This window comes from Actinoplanes sp. CA-252034, from assembly GCF_050956125.1.
In the GTDB taxonomy this organism is placed as follows: Bacteria; Actinomycetota; Actinomycetes; order Mycobacteriales; family Micromonosporaceae; genus Actinoplanes.
This window is the reverse complement of record NZ_CP191846.1, coordinates 1475255-1491298: the sequence shown is the minus strand read 5'-3', so window position 1 is coordinate 1491298 and position 16044 is coordinate 1475255. Positions and strand designations below refer to the sequence as shown.

At 69.8% G+C, this 16044-nt stretch carries 13 protein-coding genes; 9 read left to right on the top strand and 4 right to left on the bottom strand.

Features of this window, described 5'->3' with window-relative positions:
- The first annotated feature begins 79 nt into the window (after positions 1–79).
- Both ACQPZW_RS07010 and ACQPZW_RS07005 read left to right on the top strand, forming a co-directional pair.
- Complete coding sequence (locus ACQPZW_RS07010) at positions 80–1555, top strand: serine/threonine-protein kinase (protein ID WP_433794011.1); 1476 nt, start codon at positions 80–82, stop codon at positions 1553–1555.
- Between the two features lie 117 nt (positions 1556–1672).
- Positions 1673–2503, top strand: coding sequence for a hypothetical protein (locus tag ACQPZW_RS07005; protein ID WP_433794010.1), 831 nt, complete (start codon positions 1673–1675; stop codon positions 2501–2503).
- A gap of 34 nt (positions 2504–2537) precedes the next feature.
- On the opposite strand, the gene ACQPZW_RS07000 is transcribed toward ACQPZW_RS07005, so the two are convergent.
- On the bottom strand, positions 2538–4322 hold the full coding sequence (locus tag ACQPZW_RS07000) for a bifunctional metallophosphatase/5'-nucleotidase (protein ID WP_433794009.1): 1785 nt from the start codon (positions 4320–4322) through the stop codon (positions 2538–2540).
- Positions 4323–4426: 104 nt separating this feature from the next.
- Entirely contained in the window at positions 4427–6070 is a 1644-nt protein-coding gene (gene argS / locus ACQPZW_RS06995) for an arginine--tRNA ligase (protein ID WP_433794008.1), read from the bottom strand.
- A 188-nt stretch (positions 6071–6258) separates the two neighbouring features.
- On the opposite strand from argS, the gene ACQPZW_RS06990 reads away from it, so the two are divergent.
- Entirely contained in the window at positions 6259–6687 is a 429-nt protein-coding gene (locus ACQPZW_RS06990) for a protein-tyrosine phosphatase family protein (protein WP_433794007.1), read from the top strand.
- Between the two features lie 19 nt (positions 6688–6706).
- On the opposite strand, the gene ACQPZW_RS06985 is transcribed toward ACQPZW_RS06990, so the two are convergent.
- Complete coding sequence (locus ACQPZW_RS06985) at positions 6707–9169, bottom strand: DUF6250 domain-containing protein (RefSeq protein WP_433794006.1); 2463 nt, start codon at positions 9167–9169, stop codon at positions 6707–6709.
- Positions 9170–9247: 78 nt separating this feature from the next.
- Positions 9248–9697, bottom strand: coding sequence for a MarR family winged helix-turn-helix transcriptional regulator (locus ACQPZW_RS06980; RefSeq protein ID WP_433794005.1), 450 nt, complete (start codon positions 9695–9697; stop codon positions 9248–9250).
- A gap of 51 nt (positions 9698–9748) precedes the next feature.
- Between ACQPZW_RS06980 and ACQPZW_RS06975 the strand changes: the two genes are divergently transcribed.
- The 6 genes from ACQPZW_RS06975 to ACQPZW_RS06950 all read left to right on the top strand — a co-directional run bounded on the left by ACQPZW_RS06975 (position 9749) and on the right by ACQPZW_RS06950 (position 16004).
- Positions 9749–10816: a substrate-binding domain-containing protein gene (locus tag ACQPZW_RS06975; protein ID WP_433794004.1), complete on the top strand. Its 1068-nt coding sequence runs from the start codon at positions 9749–9751 to the stop codon at positions 10814–10816.
- 408 nt (positions 10817–11224) lie between these two features.
- Positions 11225–12523, top strand: a complete 1299-nt coding sequence (gene urtA / locus ACQPZW_RS06970; RefSeq protein WP_433794003.1) for an urea ABC transporter substrate-binding protein — start codon at positions 11225–11227, stop codon at positions 12521–12523.
- 75 nt (positions 12524–12598) lie between these two features.
- Positions 12599–13483: an urea ABC transporter permease subunit UrtB gene (gene urtB / locus ACQPZW_RS06965; protein WP_433794002.1), complete on the top strand. Its 885-nt coding sequence runs from the start codon at positions 12599–12601 to the stop codon at positions 13481–13483.
- Between the two features lie 13 nt (positions 13484–13496).
- The gene (gene urtC, locus ACQPZW_RS06960) at positions 13497–14573 is read left to right on the top strand and encodes an urea ABC transporter permease subunit UrtC (RefSeq protein WP_433794001.1); all 1077 of its coding nucleotides are present in this window, start codon (positions 13497–13499) and stop codon (positions 14571–14573) included.
- Positions 14570–15319, top strand: a complete 750-nt coding sequence (gene urtD / locus ACQPZW_RS06955) for an urea ABC transporter ATP-binding protein UrtD (RefSeq protein ID WP_433794000.1) — start codon at positions 14570–14572, stop codon at positions 15317–15319. The genes urtC and urtD overlap by 4 nt, the downstream gene beginning before the upstream one ends.
- A gap of 1 nt (position 15320) precedes the next feature.
- Positions 15321–16004 carry an ATP-binding cassette domain-containing protein gene (locus ACQPZW_RS06950; RefSeq protein ID WP_433793999.1) on the top strand — a complete coding sequence of 228 codons (684 nt, stop codon included), beginning with the start codon at positions 15321–15323 and terminating at the stop codon, positions 16002–16004.
- Positions 16005–16044 lie beyond the last annotated feature (40 nt).

The window sequence follows — 16044 nt, the reverse complement described above, 5'->3', positions numbered from 1 at the left end:
GCTGCTCTCCCATGATGAGCCACGGCTCTGTACAGTTGAGCGGCATTCGGCTTGAACTCCTACAGATAAGGTCCCGCTGGTGCTCAGTGCAGGAAGTCTCCTGGACAACCGCTACCGGTTGGACGACCGCGTCGCCACCGGCGGGATGGGTGACGTCTGGCGGGGCACCGATGTCGTGCTCGGCCGGACCGTCGCCGTGAAGGTGCTGCGGACGGCGATGCTCGAGGACCCGGAGTTCGCCGCCCGCTTCTACGGCGAGGCCCGGATGATGGCCGCGTTCCGGCACCCGGGTGTGGTCGAGGTCTACGACTACGCGAGTGACGGCGACTACGAGGGCCCGGAGAAGGTCGCTTATCTGGTGATGGCGTTCGTGGAGGGCGATCCGCTCTCCAGCCGCGTCAAGGAGGGCCCGATCGGCGTCGCCGAGACGATGGCGATCGTGGCGCAGGCGGCCGACGCGCTGCACGCCGCCCACGAGAACGGGATCGTCCACCGCGACGTCAAGCCGGGCAACCTGATCGTGAAGCCGACCGGCGCGGTGATCCTGGTGGACTTCGGGGTGGCCCGGTCCACCGCCATGACCAGTGTCACCGGTCTCAACGCGATCGTCGGCACGGCTCTCTACATGGCGCCGGAGCAGGTCGCCAAGGGCAACCTGACGCCGGCCACCGACATCTACGCGCTGGGTGCGGTGGCCTACCACTGCATCGCCGGCCGGCCACCCTTCGACGGTGACAACGCGCTGCAGGTGGCGTTGCGTCATCTGGAGGACGATCCCGACCCGCTGCCCGACCACGTGCCCTACGAGGTGCGTGAGCTGATCAGCCGGGCGATGGCCAAGCAGCCGGCCGACCGCTTCCAGAGCGCGGCCGAGTTCGCCGAGGCCGCGTTCGCGGTGGCCGGGCCACTCGACTGGAAACGGCTGACCGGCACGTCGATGACCGCCCCGGTCAGCCCGGCGCGGGTCGGCAGCGGGGCCTATCCGGCGGCCCGCTACCCGAGTGGCGCCTACCCGGCCACCGCCTACCCCGGCAGCCAGGCGCCGACCGCGCCGATCAGCCCGGCCGCGCCCCGGCCGCTCCCGGCTCAGCGCAGTGTCGTGGCCCCCGCGTCGTTCCCGGTGTCGAAACCGGGCCAGACGCCGGCACAGCGCGTCCTGATGTTCGTGATCCTCGGCTTCTTCGTGATCGCCGGTGGCATCGGTGTGGCCATCGCGCTGGATGACGGCACGCCGCCGGCGTCCAAGGGCAACAATCCCGGCAGCAATCAGGGCCCGCAGGACAATCCCGTGCCGGGCCTGTCCGACGAGCCCAGCAGCGACCCCTCGCCGTCGGAGGCGGAGGAGCCCGTCGTCAAGCCGTCGACGAGCCGGACCAGGAAGCCGTCGGCCAGCGCCTCGGTCAGCTCTTCGCCCTCGCCGAGCGCCTCCTCGGCGTCCCCGAGCCCGTCCTCGGCCTCCCCGACACCGGACAAGAGCAGCGAGAGCCCGTCTCCGGACCCGGATCCCTCGACGCCGATCATCCCGCCGGTGCTCGGCGCCGTGCTCGGCAACTGAACACCGTGGGAATCGGCACCTGAAAAGCAACTAAGCCTCAACTCGGGCGGCCCGCGGCCGATGGTCCCGGCGGCACGGAGAACCTGCCAGGCCGTTACGGGAAGAGGTCGCACCACGATGACAGTGCAGACTCCGCCGGAGCCGGGGCACTACCCGAGCGCCCCACCCTGGTCCGGCCAGCCGGAGCCGGGGCACTACCCGAGCGCCCCACCCTGGTCCGGCCAGCCGGAGCCGGGGTACCACCCGAGCGCCCCGCCGTGGCACGGCCAACCCGGGCCGGAGCCGCAGCCCGGCTACCACGCCGCCCAACCGTCCTGGTCCGGGCAGCCCGAACCGGATCCGGGGCATTACCCGAGCTCGCCGCCGTGGGCCGGGCAGGCGGAGCCCGAGCCGCCGCCGGCGCCGCACACCGCCCCGCTGTACGGCGGGACGGTGGCGCCCTACGGCTCCCCCGAGAACAAGCACGGCCAGCTGCTGGTCCGGTTCCCCGGTGAGGTGCACGACCTGAACCGGCCCGGGGCGCCGTCCTGGCGGCCGGTGGTGGCCTGGACGTTCGTGCTCAGCGCGCTCGGCATCATCTCGGTGCTGCGCAGGTCGTCGCAGGCCCGGCGGTACGGCCGCCCGCGCCGTCCCTACTGGATCGCCTTCGTGGTGACGCTGCTGGCCGGCGCCGTCTTCTGGACGGCGGTGGTGATCAAGGTGGCGACGCCGCTCTACCACTACCACCAGGAGTCCGGGCTGACCGAGCAGTTGCAGACGGCGCTGGTCTCGGACAGCCGGGTCACCAAGAAGTTCGGCGCCGTCTCCGCGGTCGAGTGCACCACGGAGAGCGACCGGGACGCCGAGGGCGTGCGCACCTACCTGTGCACGTTCCAGTTGTCGACCGGCAAGACCAACGGCATGTACGTCAACGCCGACACCGAGGGCAACTGGCGTGAGAAGGAGTGAGAGGCCGGCCCGGTAGGACGGGCCGGCCCTCGGGTCAGAAGACCGGCACGCCCTCGCGGACGAGCCGCCAGTTCTCGACGTAGAAATCGGCCGGGTCGATGCGCCCCTTGGCCTGCGCCCAGTCGATCAGGAGCTGGCGGATCTCCTGCTGCGCGTTGTAGACCTGCGTCTTCACGATGCCGGGGAAGCTGCCGCCGCCGGAGCGCCGGTAGTTGTTCACCGCGACCACGAAACGTGCGTCGGCTGCCACGTCCACGCCGGCGATCTGCAGGCGGGTGATCCGGCTGCCGACTGGCTTGCTGATGTCGATGTCGTAGTCGATCCCGGAGAGCACGTCGTAGTTGTAGTCCGGCACCGACGGGTCGTTGATCGTCTCCGGGTCCACCGGGGCGCCGACCGCGTGCGTGAGGAAGTACTTCGCCGAGTACTCCAGGTACGCCTTCACCTCGGCGCCGGTCAGCACGACCGCTTCCAGGGTGTTGTCGTAGATGTAGAGCCCCGCGACGTCCTTGATCTTGACGTCGCCCTGCGGGAACACCGCGGTACGACTGAACGGCGCGGCGATCGACAGCACCGGCAGCGACGCGTGCTCGGTGCCGGTCAGCGCCGCCGTGACGGTGTCGGTCTGCACCCTGTTGATGTAGTCGAGGATCGGGGTGTCCTCGTACCGGCTGGTCGCGGCGGAGAGCTCGACCGTGGAGGCGGCGACGACCTGGTTGACGTACGCCACGGTCTTGTCGTGCTGCTTCTTCACCGCGGCGAGGACCTTGGGGTCGGCCTCGACGGTGTTGGTGTTCAGCGACGCGGCGGCCTTCGACGTGATCTTCCACCGGCCCTTGACGCGGGTGATGTCGAAGTCCATCTTGGTGAGCCGCTGGCCCCATTTCGACGGCTCGGAGAGCAGCACCTGCTCGCCGGTGGTCGGGTTGGTGACGAACCGCTGCGCGACCTCGCGGTGCGCGTGCCCGAAGAGGATCGCGTCGATGCCGGGGACCTGCTCGGCGATCAGCGCGGTCGGGTTCTCGTTGGGCAGCTCGGAGCCGTAGCTGGAGACGCCGCTGTCGCCGCCGTGCGCCGAGATGAGCACGACGTCGGCGCCGCGGGCCCGCATGATCGGCACCCACTTGGCCGCCGCGGCGATCATGTCGGTGAACTCGATCTTCCCCTCGACGTTGGCGCGGTCCCAGATCGCCGACCCCGGGTTGGTGAGACCGAGGATGCCGACGCGCAGCGTCGGCGCGTGGCGGCCGAGCGAGACCTTCTTGATGACGTACGGGGTGAACGCCGGCCGCCCGGTCCTGACGCTGATCGCGTTCGCTGCGAGCGCCGGGAACCCGAGCTGCCGGATCCACAGGTTCAGCAGCGGCAGACCGTAGTTGAACTCGTGGTTGCCGAGCGTCACGGCGTCGTAGTGCAGCACGTTCATGGCGCGGGCCATCGGGTGCTTCTCACCGGTCGAGGTGATCGGCTCCTGCTTGGCGTAGTAGGTGGCCAGCGGGGTGCCCTGGATCGTGTCACCGGCGTCCAGCACCAGGACCGGGCCGGTCGCCTCGGCACGCAGCCTGTTCACCAGCGCCGCCAGCTTGGCCACGCCGACGTCGTTGTGCGCGCTGTCGTCGTACTCGGCGTCGCGGTAGTAGTCCCAGTTGTAGACGTTGCCGTGAGTGTCGGAGGTGCCCAGGACGGTCAGGCGGTAGGTGGTCGTGCCGCCACCCTTGGGGCCGGCCTGCGCCGCCTCGGAGACCATCAACGGCGCGGCGACTCCGGCCGCGGAGGCGGCGAGGACGCTGCGCCGCGATACGCCGGTGGGATGGGTCATTGCGGACCTCTCAGCATCAGATCAGGTGGCGCCTCGTGGGCGCTGAAGACTGAACCCTAACGGCCGATAAGGAATCGGTCGATGGAACGACGGTTGCATGGAGATCAAATCTGGTCGAGGGCCTCGATACCCAGGAGAAACATTCCGGCGTGGAGGGTCCGTGCGGTGAGGTCGGCCAGCCCGAGCCGGCTCGCCCGGACGTCACCCTCGGCCCGCAGCACCGGGCACCGCTCCCAGAAGACCGAGAACGCCACGGCAAGTCCGTGCAGGTGGACGGCGAGCCGGTGGGGCTCGGCCGAGGCCGCGGCGGCCCGTACGGCCGGCTCGAACCCGAGCAGCGCCAGTGCGAGGTCCCGTTCGGCCGGCTCGGTCACGGTCACCTCGCCCGGGCCGCTGCCGGCCTTCCGGAACAACGACCGGATCCGGGCGTACGCGTACTGCAGGTAGGGGCCGGTGTTCCCGGTGCTGGCGAGCATCCGCTCCCAGTCGAAGACGTAGTCGCCGATCCGGTCGCCGGAGAGGTCGGCGTACTTGATCGCGCCGATGCCGATCGCCGGGGCGGTGGCCCGCGCGGTCGCCTCGTCGAGCAGCTCGGCCAGTTTGATCGTGTCGCCGGCCCGGGACTTCAGCATCTTGCCGTCGGCGCCCAGGATCGACCCGAACCCGATGTGCTCGGCGGTCACCGCCGCGGGCAGCCAGCCGGCCTCCCGGGCGACCGCGAAGACCATCTGGAAGTGGATCCGCTGAGGGCTGCCGACCACGTAGAGCATCCGGTCCGCGCCCAGTTTGCCGACCCGGTGCCGGACGGCGGCCAGGTCGGTGGCCGCGTACCCGAAACCGCCGTCCGCCTTCCGCACGATCAGCGGCAGAGGGGCGCCGTCCCGCCCGGTGAACCCGGCCGGGAACGCGCACAGGGCGCCGTCGCTCTCGATGAGCAGGCCCTTCTCCTCCAGGCCGGCCACCACGGCGTCGAGATCGTCGGAGTACCGGCTCTCCCCCGCGAAGTCGTCCGGGCCGAGGGTGACGCCGAGCCGGGCGTAGACGTCCAGGAAATACCGCTCGGACCGGGCGACCAGCTCCCGCCACAGCTCCCGGGAGAGCGGGTCGCCCGACTGCAGCGCCACCACCCGCAGCCGCGCCCTGGTCCGGAAGTCGTCGTCGGCGTCGAACTTGACCCGGGCCGCCTGGTAGAAGGTGGTGAGGTCGCCGATCGAGTGGTCGCCCGCGCCGCCGGAGTCGATGAGGTGCTCGACCAGCATGCCGAACGGGGTGCCCCAGTCGCCCAGGTGGTTGACCCGGATCACGTCATGACCCAGCCACTCGTACGTCCGGGCCAGCGCGTCCCCGATGATCGTCGACCGCAGGTGGCCGACGTGCATCTCCTTGGCCACGTTGGGGCCGGAGTAGTCGACGACGATCCGCTCCGGGTCCGCGACCGGGGCGACACCCAGCCTCTCGTCGGCGGCCGCGGCCCGCAGCGCCCGGTCGATCAGGGCGCCGGTGAGGGTGAGGTTGAGGAAGCCCGGGCCGGAGACCTCGACCTCGGCGACACCGGCCAGGTCGGCGGCGGCGGCCACCGCGGCGGCGATCTCCCGGGGCGGCCGGCCCAGCTCCCGGGCCAGCCCGAGCGCCGCCGCGGACTGGAAGTCGGCGTGCGGCGAGGCCCGGACGGCCGGATCGACGGGATGGCCGGCGACCGCCTCGAAGGCGGGCGCGAGCCGGTCGTGCAGAAGCGATTCGAGATTCATGGTCGACTCCGTCGAGATGATCGGGACGGGTCGGACCGGTGCCTTCTCCGGCTCCGGCGGGTGTCGACCCGCCGGAGGGAAAGCATGGCTTCAGCGGCGGCCGTGAGGACGCCGGCGTCGCTCGATGACGAGCTGCGCGCTGAAGCTGGACATGCGGCGACTATAGCCCTCCTGGCACTATCGGGGCCATGACCGGCTGGGACGAGGACGGCGACGGGGTGCTGCGGCTGCCCTCCGGGCGGATGGTCCGTGGGCGGGGGCTGCGGCGGGCGATGCCGACCGGGCATCCGCCCCAGCTCGGGATCTATCTGCAGGGGGCGACACCGCCGGAGTTCGGGTGGGACAGCCGGTGGGTGCGATGGCCCGACTTCTGGCTGCCGCGCGATCGGCCGTACACCCTCGAGGTCTTGACGGAGGCCCTGCACCGTGCGGCCGGTGAGCGGGTGGAGATCGCCTGCACCGGGGGTGTCGGCCGGACCGGGACCGCCCTGGCGTGTCTCGCCGTGCTCGACGGCGTGCCGCCGGGCGAGGCGGTGGCGTTCGTGCGCCGCCACTATCACCGGCATGCGGTGGAGACGCCTTGGCAGAGACGGTTCGTCGCGCGCTTCCGCGGCTGAAGCGCGCGACGGGCCCGGGTCACCGCGCCGGCGGGCGCCAGACCGTGAAGTCCTCGATGTGGAAGTGGCTGGCCACCGTGCGGAAGGCGAACCAGCCGCCGGTGTACGGGTCGGCGTCCGCATGGTCGAAGACCAGCCGGTCGTCGCTGTAGTAGCGGATCTGCCCGCCGTTCACCAGGATCCGGATCCGGACGGGGACGTTCGCCTCGATCAGCGGCGACGTGTAGTCGTAGATCAGCGGGCGGTTGCCCGGCTCACCCACGTACTTGCGGAACCTCGTCGTGGTGTTGAGGTTCGCGCCCTGGCCGACGTAGTAGGTCTTCAGGTGGTCGTACTGGGCGAAGGCGCCGTTGCGGGTGGTCGCGAAGATGTCCTCGGGTGAGCGCACGTCACGGGCGTTCCAGAACGTGTTCAGGTCGGTGACCTTGTCGTTGGGCCCGCCCGCCGAGACCGGGGTGGCGGTGAACTCGATCTCGTACGGCCCCTCGATCTCCTGCTTCAGCCAGACCGTCGCGCCGTTGGGCACATCGATGTCGAGGACCCCGCCGGAAGCCGCCACGGTGCCGCCGCTCTGCAGCTCGGCTGACCACTTGCCCGAATCACCGGTGAAGTCGTCGTGGGCGATGACCTGCCAGGCATTGCCCACGGAGGCGGTGGTGGTGATCCGCGGTCTGGCCGGTGGCCGGCTGCCGAAACCGAGGAAGAAGTCGGTCAGCGTCGACTGCAGGTAGCCACGAACGGTCCAGCCCAGCCGGTACGCCGGGTTGTGCGCCAGGGTGTAGAGCTTGACGTTTGTCGGGATGTTCGTGGTGAACAGCTTCAGCGTGGTGTGGTCGGCGGTCTCGGCGAAGTACTCCTCACGCCAGTCGCCGAGGATGTCGCCGTAGAACGGGACCGCGTTGCGCCACGACGAGACGACACCGGACGGCTCGAAGATCTTGGCGCTGGTCTGCTTCTTCGGGTTCCACTTCTCCACGTAGGTGTTGTCGAGCAACTCGGAGCCCTTGTCGCCGTCCCACCAGATGCGGAAGTTGACACTCGGGGTGGCCGTGGAGATCCGCGTGCCGTCGACGCTCCACACGCCGGCGCCGGGCAGGCCTGCGTTCGCGGTGGCGGCCCAGAACTCGTAGCCCTCGTGGGACGGGTCGATGTCGGCGGTGGTGCCGCGCGGGACGTCCCAGAGGGTGGCGTCCTGCGGGACGTCCGGGTGCGAGCCGGTGATCAGGCGCTCGCCGGTCGCCGCGTCGTAGTAGTACCAGGGGAAGCTCGTGAAGACGCCGCCCTCGGTCTGCTGGATCGCGTAGCCCTCCAGGCCCGGCCGCGACGGGTCGAGATCTCCGATGTGGAACCGGTCGCCGTGGGTCGATCCGGCCACCACGTAACGGAACGTGCCGTCGCTGTTGACGACGTAGTTACCGTCCGCGATGTCGTCCCGGCCGTCCTGGTCGACGTCGACGACCCGCAACTGATGGAAGGAGGTGCCCTGGCCGGCACCCCGGACGAACTTCCACCGCCGGGTCAGGTCACGGCCGTCGAAGTCCCAGGCCGCGAAGAGGACCCGGAAGTCACCGCGCTTGGCGCCGACCCGGACGACCTGCTTGGTGATCAGGCTGGGGTGCACACCGTCCAGGTAGGCGACGCCGTACTGGCCCCCGGACGGGCCGTCGACGGCGAAGTCGCCCGCCACCGGGACCCGCTCGCGCTCGACACCCGTCAGGCCGTCGATCACCGACACGAACTGGTCGAGGGCACCGGCCGACTCGATCACCGCGCCATCACTGAACGTGACACCGTTCGCGGTCTTCACGACGACCTCGGAGCGGCCGTCACTGTCCAGGTCGTACACCGTGACGTTGTCGTCGTTGCGGTAGCCGGCCACCTCGCCGTAGCCGCTGATCGCGGCGGGCGGCGGGTCGTTGGCGGCGTTGCCGGCGGCCCGGGCGTACGAGTTGACGCCCAGGTCGACACGCCACAGGTTGCGGCCGTCGAGGGTGTACGCCTCCAGGTAGTTGGGCTTGTCGAGGGCGTACGAGAGCCGGGACACCACGATCTCGTAGCGGCCGTCGCCGTCCAGGTCACCGGGCCACGCGTGGTGCACGTAGTAGTTCGGGGCGGCCAGCAGCGGGATGTCACCGGGCGTGAAGGCCGGGCCGCTCGGTGCCTGCTCCCGGTTCCTGACGACGGCCCGGACGGTGTAGACGCCTGCGCCGTGGGTGGTGTCGGTGAAGTTCGTCGACTCGTCGATCGGCTTCCGGTTGAGCTTCCTCGCGCCCTTGTAGACGTTGAACGCGACGTTGCCGCCGTACTCGGTGCCGAGCAGGCGCCAGCTGAGGTAGGTGCCGCCGTCCCGGGCCGGCACCGCGACCAGGCCGCGGTCCAGTGACTCGACGATGCGCCTCGGATCGGAGCCGGCGTACGCCGGTGTCGCCAGGAGGCCGAGAGCCAGCGTGAGGCCGGCCGCGGCTGCGGTGATCGCTTTCATGCCGCGGAAGGTAGGGGACGACTGTGTATCGACGTTTGCGGAACTTTGAATCCCCGGGCGCCGCCCGGGGCCGTTGACTCAGGTGAGAGCTTTGCCGCGCTGCAAGATTGAGACGGTGGCCACGCTCCCATCGAGAGCGGTGATCAGCACCTCGAGTCGTTCGAGCAGCTCGGGTGCGACCGGCAGGTCGGCGAGAACCCGCCGGCTCTCCTCCTCGACCCGGTCGTGCAGTCGGCGGCCGCGGGCGGACAGATGCACCCGGATGCGCCGCCGGTCCACATCGTCGCCCCGGCGGTAGACGAGGCCCTCCTCGGCCAGGCGGTCGATCAGCCGGGTGAGGCTGCCCGGCGGCAGGAGACTCAGCTCGGACAGCTCGGTCATGAAATGGCCCCGGCCGTCGGCCAGCACGCGGACCACCCGCCACGCGTCCGGGGAGCAGCGCTCGGCGTCGAGGATGACGGCCAGGCGGCGTGACATCAGCCGCTCGGCACGAGTGAGCAGGTACATGAGGTCCGTGGATCCCCGCATCGTCGGGATGTTACCGAACGGGGACCGGCCCTCCTCCACATCGAGCCGGCGGTGCTGGAGCATGAGGCCATGTCGTCGTTCGACGTGGCGTTCGTCGTGCCGTTGCAGGGGCCGGCCGGGATCTTCGGGCCGAGTGCCGAGCTGTGCGCCGAGCTCGCGGCCGAGCAGGTCAACCGGGTCGGCGGCGTCCTCGGGCGGGAGCTGCGACTGGTCCCGGTCGACGGTGGCGCTCCCCCGCAGACGGTGGCGGCCGAGGTGGCCGCGCTGGTGGACGCCGGCGCGGTGCAGGGCGTGACGGGCTGGCACATCTCCACGGTTCGGCAGGCGCTCGCCCCACGGGTGGCCGGCCGGGTGCCGTACGTCTACACCGCGCTCTACGAGGGCGGGGAGCGCACCGAGGGTGTCTATCTCACCAGCGAGACCCCGGACGTGCAGCTCTTCCCGGCGATGAGCCTGCTCGCCGGTGAGCGGTCGGCGCGCAGCTGGTACATCGTGGGCAACGACTACGTGTGGCCACGCCGGACCGCCGGGGCCGCGCGCCGGTACGCGACGGCGGCCGGGATGACGGTGGCCGGTGAGGACTACGTGCCGTTGGGCACGCACGACTTCGCCACAGTGCTGGGGGGCATCGAGCGGTCCGGCGCGGACGCGGTGCTGATGCTGCTGGTCGGCACCGACGCGGTGCGGTTCAACCGGGCGTTCGGCCGGTCCGGTCTGGCCGCCCGCTGTCTGCGCCTGAGCACCCTGATGGACGAGAACATGCTGCTGGCGAGCGGTGCCGCGGCCACTCACGACCTGTTCAGCACGGCCGGCTTCTTCGCCTCGATGATCACCCCGGAGAACCTGGACTTCCACGGGCGGTACGCGGCCCGGTTCGGCCCCGAGGCGCCACCGCTGGGCAGTCTCGGCGAGTCGTGTCACGAGGGCGTGCTGCTGCTCGCGGCGCTGGTCGAGCGGGCCGGGTCGCCGGACCTCCAGGCGATCGGGGCGAACGCCGGGTCGGTGTCCTACGAGGGCCCTCGCGGACTGCTGCGGTTGCGGCAGCGGCACGTGAATCAGCGCATCTACCTGGCCCAGGCCCGGGGTGTCGAGTTCGACGTCCTCACCCAGCTGCCTTGAGTCGATCGCGCATGTGTGGCCGATCCTCGTGAGACCGCCGCCCGCAGGAACGTAGCCGCAGCCGGGCCCGGCGGACGGCTTTCATGATCCTGGATGTCAGGAGTGTGCCATCCTCTGCGCGCCTTCGCGGATGGTGGCAGAACTTTGACAGCGCGATTCTCTGAAGATCCGCGCCCTTCCAGGGAATTCGTGGTCCGACCGGAGCGGCGGCTACAGAGTTGGAACATTCAAGAAATGTCAGAGCAATGACGCAGAGTCAATCTTCTCTCACCTGCAGCAGCCGGCTGCACCTTGCCGGCGGCCCGGAGCGACGAGCTCCGAACGCCGGCGACCCGCCCTGGACATCCACATCCGCCGTGCCGCGACCCCGGCGGCACGCTCCCTTAACCAGGAACGGAGTTCCCATATATGTCCACCACCAGCAAACGGCTGCGCACGCTCACGGCCATGGGCGCCATCGGGACGACCGTGGCCCTCGTGCTCGCCGGCTGCGGCGCCCGAGCCGGCGACGAAGCGGCCGGCAGCGCGACGTCCGCGGCACCCAGCTGTGTCGACACCTCCGGCAGCACCGTCAAACTCGGCTTCCTCAACTCCCTCACCGGCGGCATGGCGATCTCTGAGAAGACCGTCTCCAATGTGCTGCACATGGCCGCCGACGAGATCAACGCCGGCGGCGGCATCCTCGGCAAGAAGATCGAGTACGTCCAGGAGGACGGCGCCACCGACTGGCCCACCTTCGCGGAGAAGACCGAGAAGCTGCTCACCCAGGACTGCGTCGCCGCGATCTTCGGCGGCTGGACCTCGTCCTCCCGCAAGGCGGTCAAGCCGGTCGTCGAGAAGAACAACGGCCTCTTCTTCTACCCGGTGCAGTACGAGGGCCTCGAGTCGTCGCCGAACATCTACTACACCGGCGCGACCACCAACCAGCAGATCATCCCGGCGATGGACTTCCTCGCCGCCAAGGGTGTGAAGAAGCTGTTCCTGGCCGGCAGCGACTACGTCTTCCCGCGCACCGCGAACGCGATCATCAAGCTGTACGCGGCCAAGCTCGGCATCGAGATCGTCGGTGAGGAGTACGTCCCGCTGGACAAGGACGACTGGACCAGCCAGGTGGCGAAGATCGTGGCGGCCAAGCCCGACTTCATCTTCAACACCATCAACGGCTCGTCGAACGTCGGATTCGTCAAGGCGTACTACGACGCCGGACTCAAGGCCGAGACGACGCCGATCATCTCGGTGTCGATCGCCGAGGAGGAGGCGCCGGCGATGGGCCACGAGGTCACCGGCCAGTTCGCGTCCTGGAACTACTTCCAGTCGCTCAAGACCGACACCAACCCGAAGTTCATCGAGAGCTGGAAGGCCTACCCCAACAGCAGCGGTGTCACCTCCGACCCGATGGAGGCCGCCTACATCTCGCTGTACCTGTACAAGGCACTCGTCGAGGCGGCCGGCTCGTTCGACGTCGACGCGGTGAACGCCGCGGCGAAGAAGAACACCATCACGTTCGACGCACCGGAGGGCAAGGTCACGCTCGACGGCGACAACCACCACATCTCCAAGCCGGGTCACATCGGCAAGATCAACTCCAGCAACCAGTTCGACATCGTCTGGGCCTCCGACAAGTTCATCGAGCCCGACCCGTACCTCGAGGCCTACGACTGGTTCCCGGCCGACATCCGCAAGCAGCTCGTGGACGCGGCGGGCTGATCACCCGCGGGGTCGCATGTCGCCCACGGCATGCGACCCCTCCCCCTCCATCGAGACGCTAGGAAGAGAGTGCACGTGGACGCACTGATCGCACCGCTGCTGAACGGCAGCGCACAGGGGGCGCTGCTCCTGCTCGCCGCGCTGGGCCTCTCGCTCACCTTCGGCCAGATGGGCGTGATCAACATGGCCCACGGTGAGTTCCTCATGCTCGGCGCCTTCGCCGCCTACCTCGTCCAGCAGGTCATCACCGCAAGCAACCTGTCGATCCCGGTCGCGCTGCCGGTCGCGTTCGTCGTCGCGGGCCTGTTCGGCCTCCTGCTGGAGGTCACGATCATCCAGTGGATGTACCGCCGGCCCCTGGACACCCTGCTCGTCACGGTCGGGGTCAGCCTGATCCTGCAGCAGGCGGCACTGCAGATCTTCCCGTCCCAGGGCGTCCCGGTGGAGAAGCCCGGCTGGCTCGACGGGCAGCTGAACATCCTCGGTTACGAATGGCCGCTCCGGCAGCTGTTCACCATCCTGCTCGCGGCCGCCTGCGTCGCCGCGCTGGCGGCCTGGCTCAAGTACACCCCGTTCGGCCGCCGCATCCGGGCGACCGTGCACAACCGGGACCTCGCCGAGACCTCCGGGATCTCCACACGCACCATCGACCGTCTCACCTTCTTCACCGGGTCGGGTCTGGCCGGGGTCGCCGGTGTGGCCGCGTCGCTCATCGGCGGCACGAACTCCCAGATGGGCGCGCAGTACATCATCCCGGCCTTCCTCGTCGTCGCCGCCGGTGGCATCGGCCAGCTCAAGGGCACCATCATCGCCGCGTGGGCGGTGGGCATCGCCCTCTCGTACTTCGCCTACTGGACGACCGGCAGCCTGGCGCAGGTGCTCGCCTTCATCCTCGTGATCGTCTTCCTGCAGGTCCGCCCGCAGGGTCTGTTCACGGTGCGAACCAGGAGTCTGGCATGACCAAGATGAAGTCATGGATCTCCCTCAGCGGCATCGGGGTGTTCGCCGTCCTGCTGCTCGCGGTCGCCCCCTCGTCCTCACCGACCACTGGCTCAACAACCTCGGCAAGTACTGCTGCTGGGCCATCGCCGCCGTCGGCATCGGCCTGGCGTGGGGCCGGGGCGGGATGCTCGTGATGGGGCAGGGTGTGTTCTTCGCCCTCGGTGCCTACTCGATGGCCATGCACCTCACGCTGGAGACCGCCGGTGACCGGATCCCCGGGTTCATGGTGCTCTACGACCCGCTCGCGCCACTCCCGGCGTTCTGGGAGCCGTTCCGCAGCGCGGGGTTCACCCTGCTGGCGATCGTGGTGCTCCCGGTGGTCATGGCCGGTCTCCTCGGTTTCGCCCTGTTCAAGCGCCGCGTGAAGGGCGCGTACTTCGCGATCCTGACGCAGGCGCTCGCCGTCGCGCTGGCCACCCTGATCAGCTCGACGATCCGCGAGACCGGGGGCGACACCGGGCTCAGCGACTTCAAGTACTTCTTCGGCTTCGTGCTGAACGACCCGGCGAACAAGGTCATGGTGTTCCTCATCGCGGCCGGGCTCCTCATCCTGTGCCTGCTCGCGGTGTGGCAGCTCTACCGCAGCCGTTTCGGGGAGCTCCTCGTCGCCACCCGGGACGCCGAGGAGCGCGTACGCTTCCTCGGTTACGACCCGGCCAACGTCAAGCTCGTCGCCTTCGTCGTCTCCGCGCTGATGGCGAGCATCGCCGGAGCGATGTTCGTGCCCATCGTCGGCATCATCACTCCGGCCGAGATCGGCGCCGCCGCCTCGATCCTGATGATCGCCGGTGTCGCCTTCGGCGGCCGCGCATCGCTCTTCGGCCCCGCGCTCGGCGCGATGGCGGTCGGGTGGGGACAGTCCAGCCTCGGCTCGACCTGGCCCGAGGGCTGGACCTACATCCTCGGCCTGCTGTTCGTCGTCGTGATCCTCTTCCTGCCGAACGGCCTGTCGTCGCTGCCGGCCAGATTCATCGCGGCGCGCCGGAGACCGGAGCCACAGCCCACCCCGGTGATCGCCGCCGCCGAACTCGAAGAGGTGCGGTCATGACCGGTGCTTCACTCGTCGTCACGGACCTTCAGGTCGAGTTCTCGGGTTTCGTCGCGGTCGGCGGCGTCTCCTTCGACGCGCACCCCGGCGAGGTCCGTTTCCTCATCGGCCCGAACGGCGCCGGCAAGACGACCTGCATCGACGCCATCACGGGGCTGACCCGGGGCACCGGGTCGGCCATGCTCGGCGACAAGGAGCTGCTCGGCCGGCAGGTGCACCGGATCGTCCGCCTCGGGGTCGGCCGTACCTTCCAGACCGCGAGCGTCTTCGACGAGCTCACCGTGCTGCAGAACCTCGACATCGCGGCCGGGCGCCACCGCCCCTGGACCTCGCTGCTGCGGGCCCGGCGGGGCATCGACCCGTCGATCGAGCACGCGCTGGAGGAGACCGGGCTGACCGGCGAGCTCTCCACGCCTGCCGGCATCCTGTCGCACGGCCAGAAACAGTGGCTGGAGATCGCGATGCTGCTCGTGCAGGACGCGAAGGTGCTGCTGCTCGACGAGCCCGTCGCCGGCATGAGCCATGACGAGCGCACCGCGACCGGCGAGCTCCTCCAGCGCATCGCGGCAAAGCGGATCGTGCTCGTGGTCGAGCACGACATGGACTTCATGCGCCGCTACGCCACCCGCGTGACGGTGCTGCACCAGGGCAGGGTGCTCTCGCAGGGCACGGTGGCCGAGGTCCAGGCCGATCCCCGGGTGCAAGAGGTCTACCTCGGCACAGCAGACGCCATGACGGAGGGCTGACATGCTGGAACTCACCGACATCGAGGCCGGGTACGGGCGCACGCGAGTCCTGCACGGCGTGACGGTGCCGTCCGGCCGGGTGGTGGCCGTGCTGGGCCACAACGGCGCCGGCAAGACGACCCTGCTGCGTCTCGCGATCGGCCTCATCAAGCCGTCGAAGGGCCGCGTGGTGTTCGACGGCGAGGACATCACGTCGCTCGCCCCCAACCAGCGCGTGGCTCGCGGTATGGCGTACGTGCCGCAGGGCCAGCAGTCGTTCGGCCAGCTCACGACGCTGGAGAACCTGCAGCTGGTCGCTGACGGGCGCCGCGACGGCAAGGCCCTCATCGAGGCGCAGATGGCCCGCTTCCCCGCGCTGGAGCAGTTCGCCGCCCGGAAGGCGGGCCTGCTCTCCGGCGGGCAGCGCCAGCAGCTCGCGATCGCCCGCGCCCTCATCACCGAGCCGAAGCTGCTCATCCTCGACGAGCCGACCGAGGGCATCCAGCCCACGATCGTCGCCGAGATCGAGCAGACCATCATGCAGCTGGCCGGGGAGGGCATCAACGTGCTGCTCGTCGAACAGCACATCGGTTTCGCCCTGGAGGCCGCCGAGCGCTACGTGGTGCTCGCGTCGGGCCACGTCACACGGACCGGCGAGGGTGGCAAGGCAGCCACCTCCACCGTGCGAGCCGCCATGGCGATCTGAGCCGGCATGACCCACGCCCGCAATGCCGTCGTAACACCGG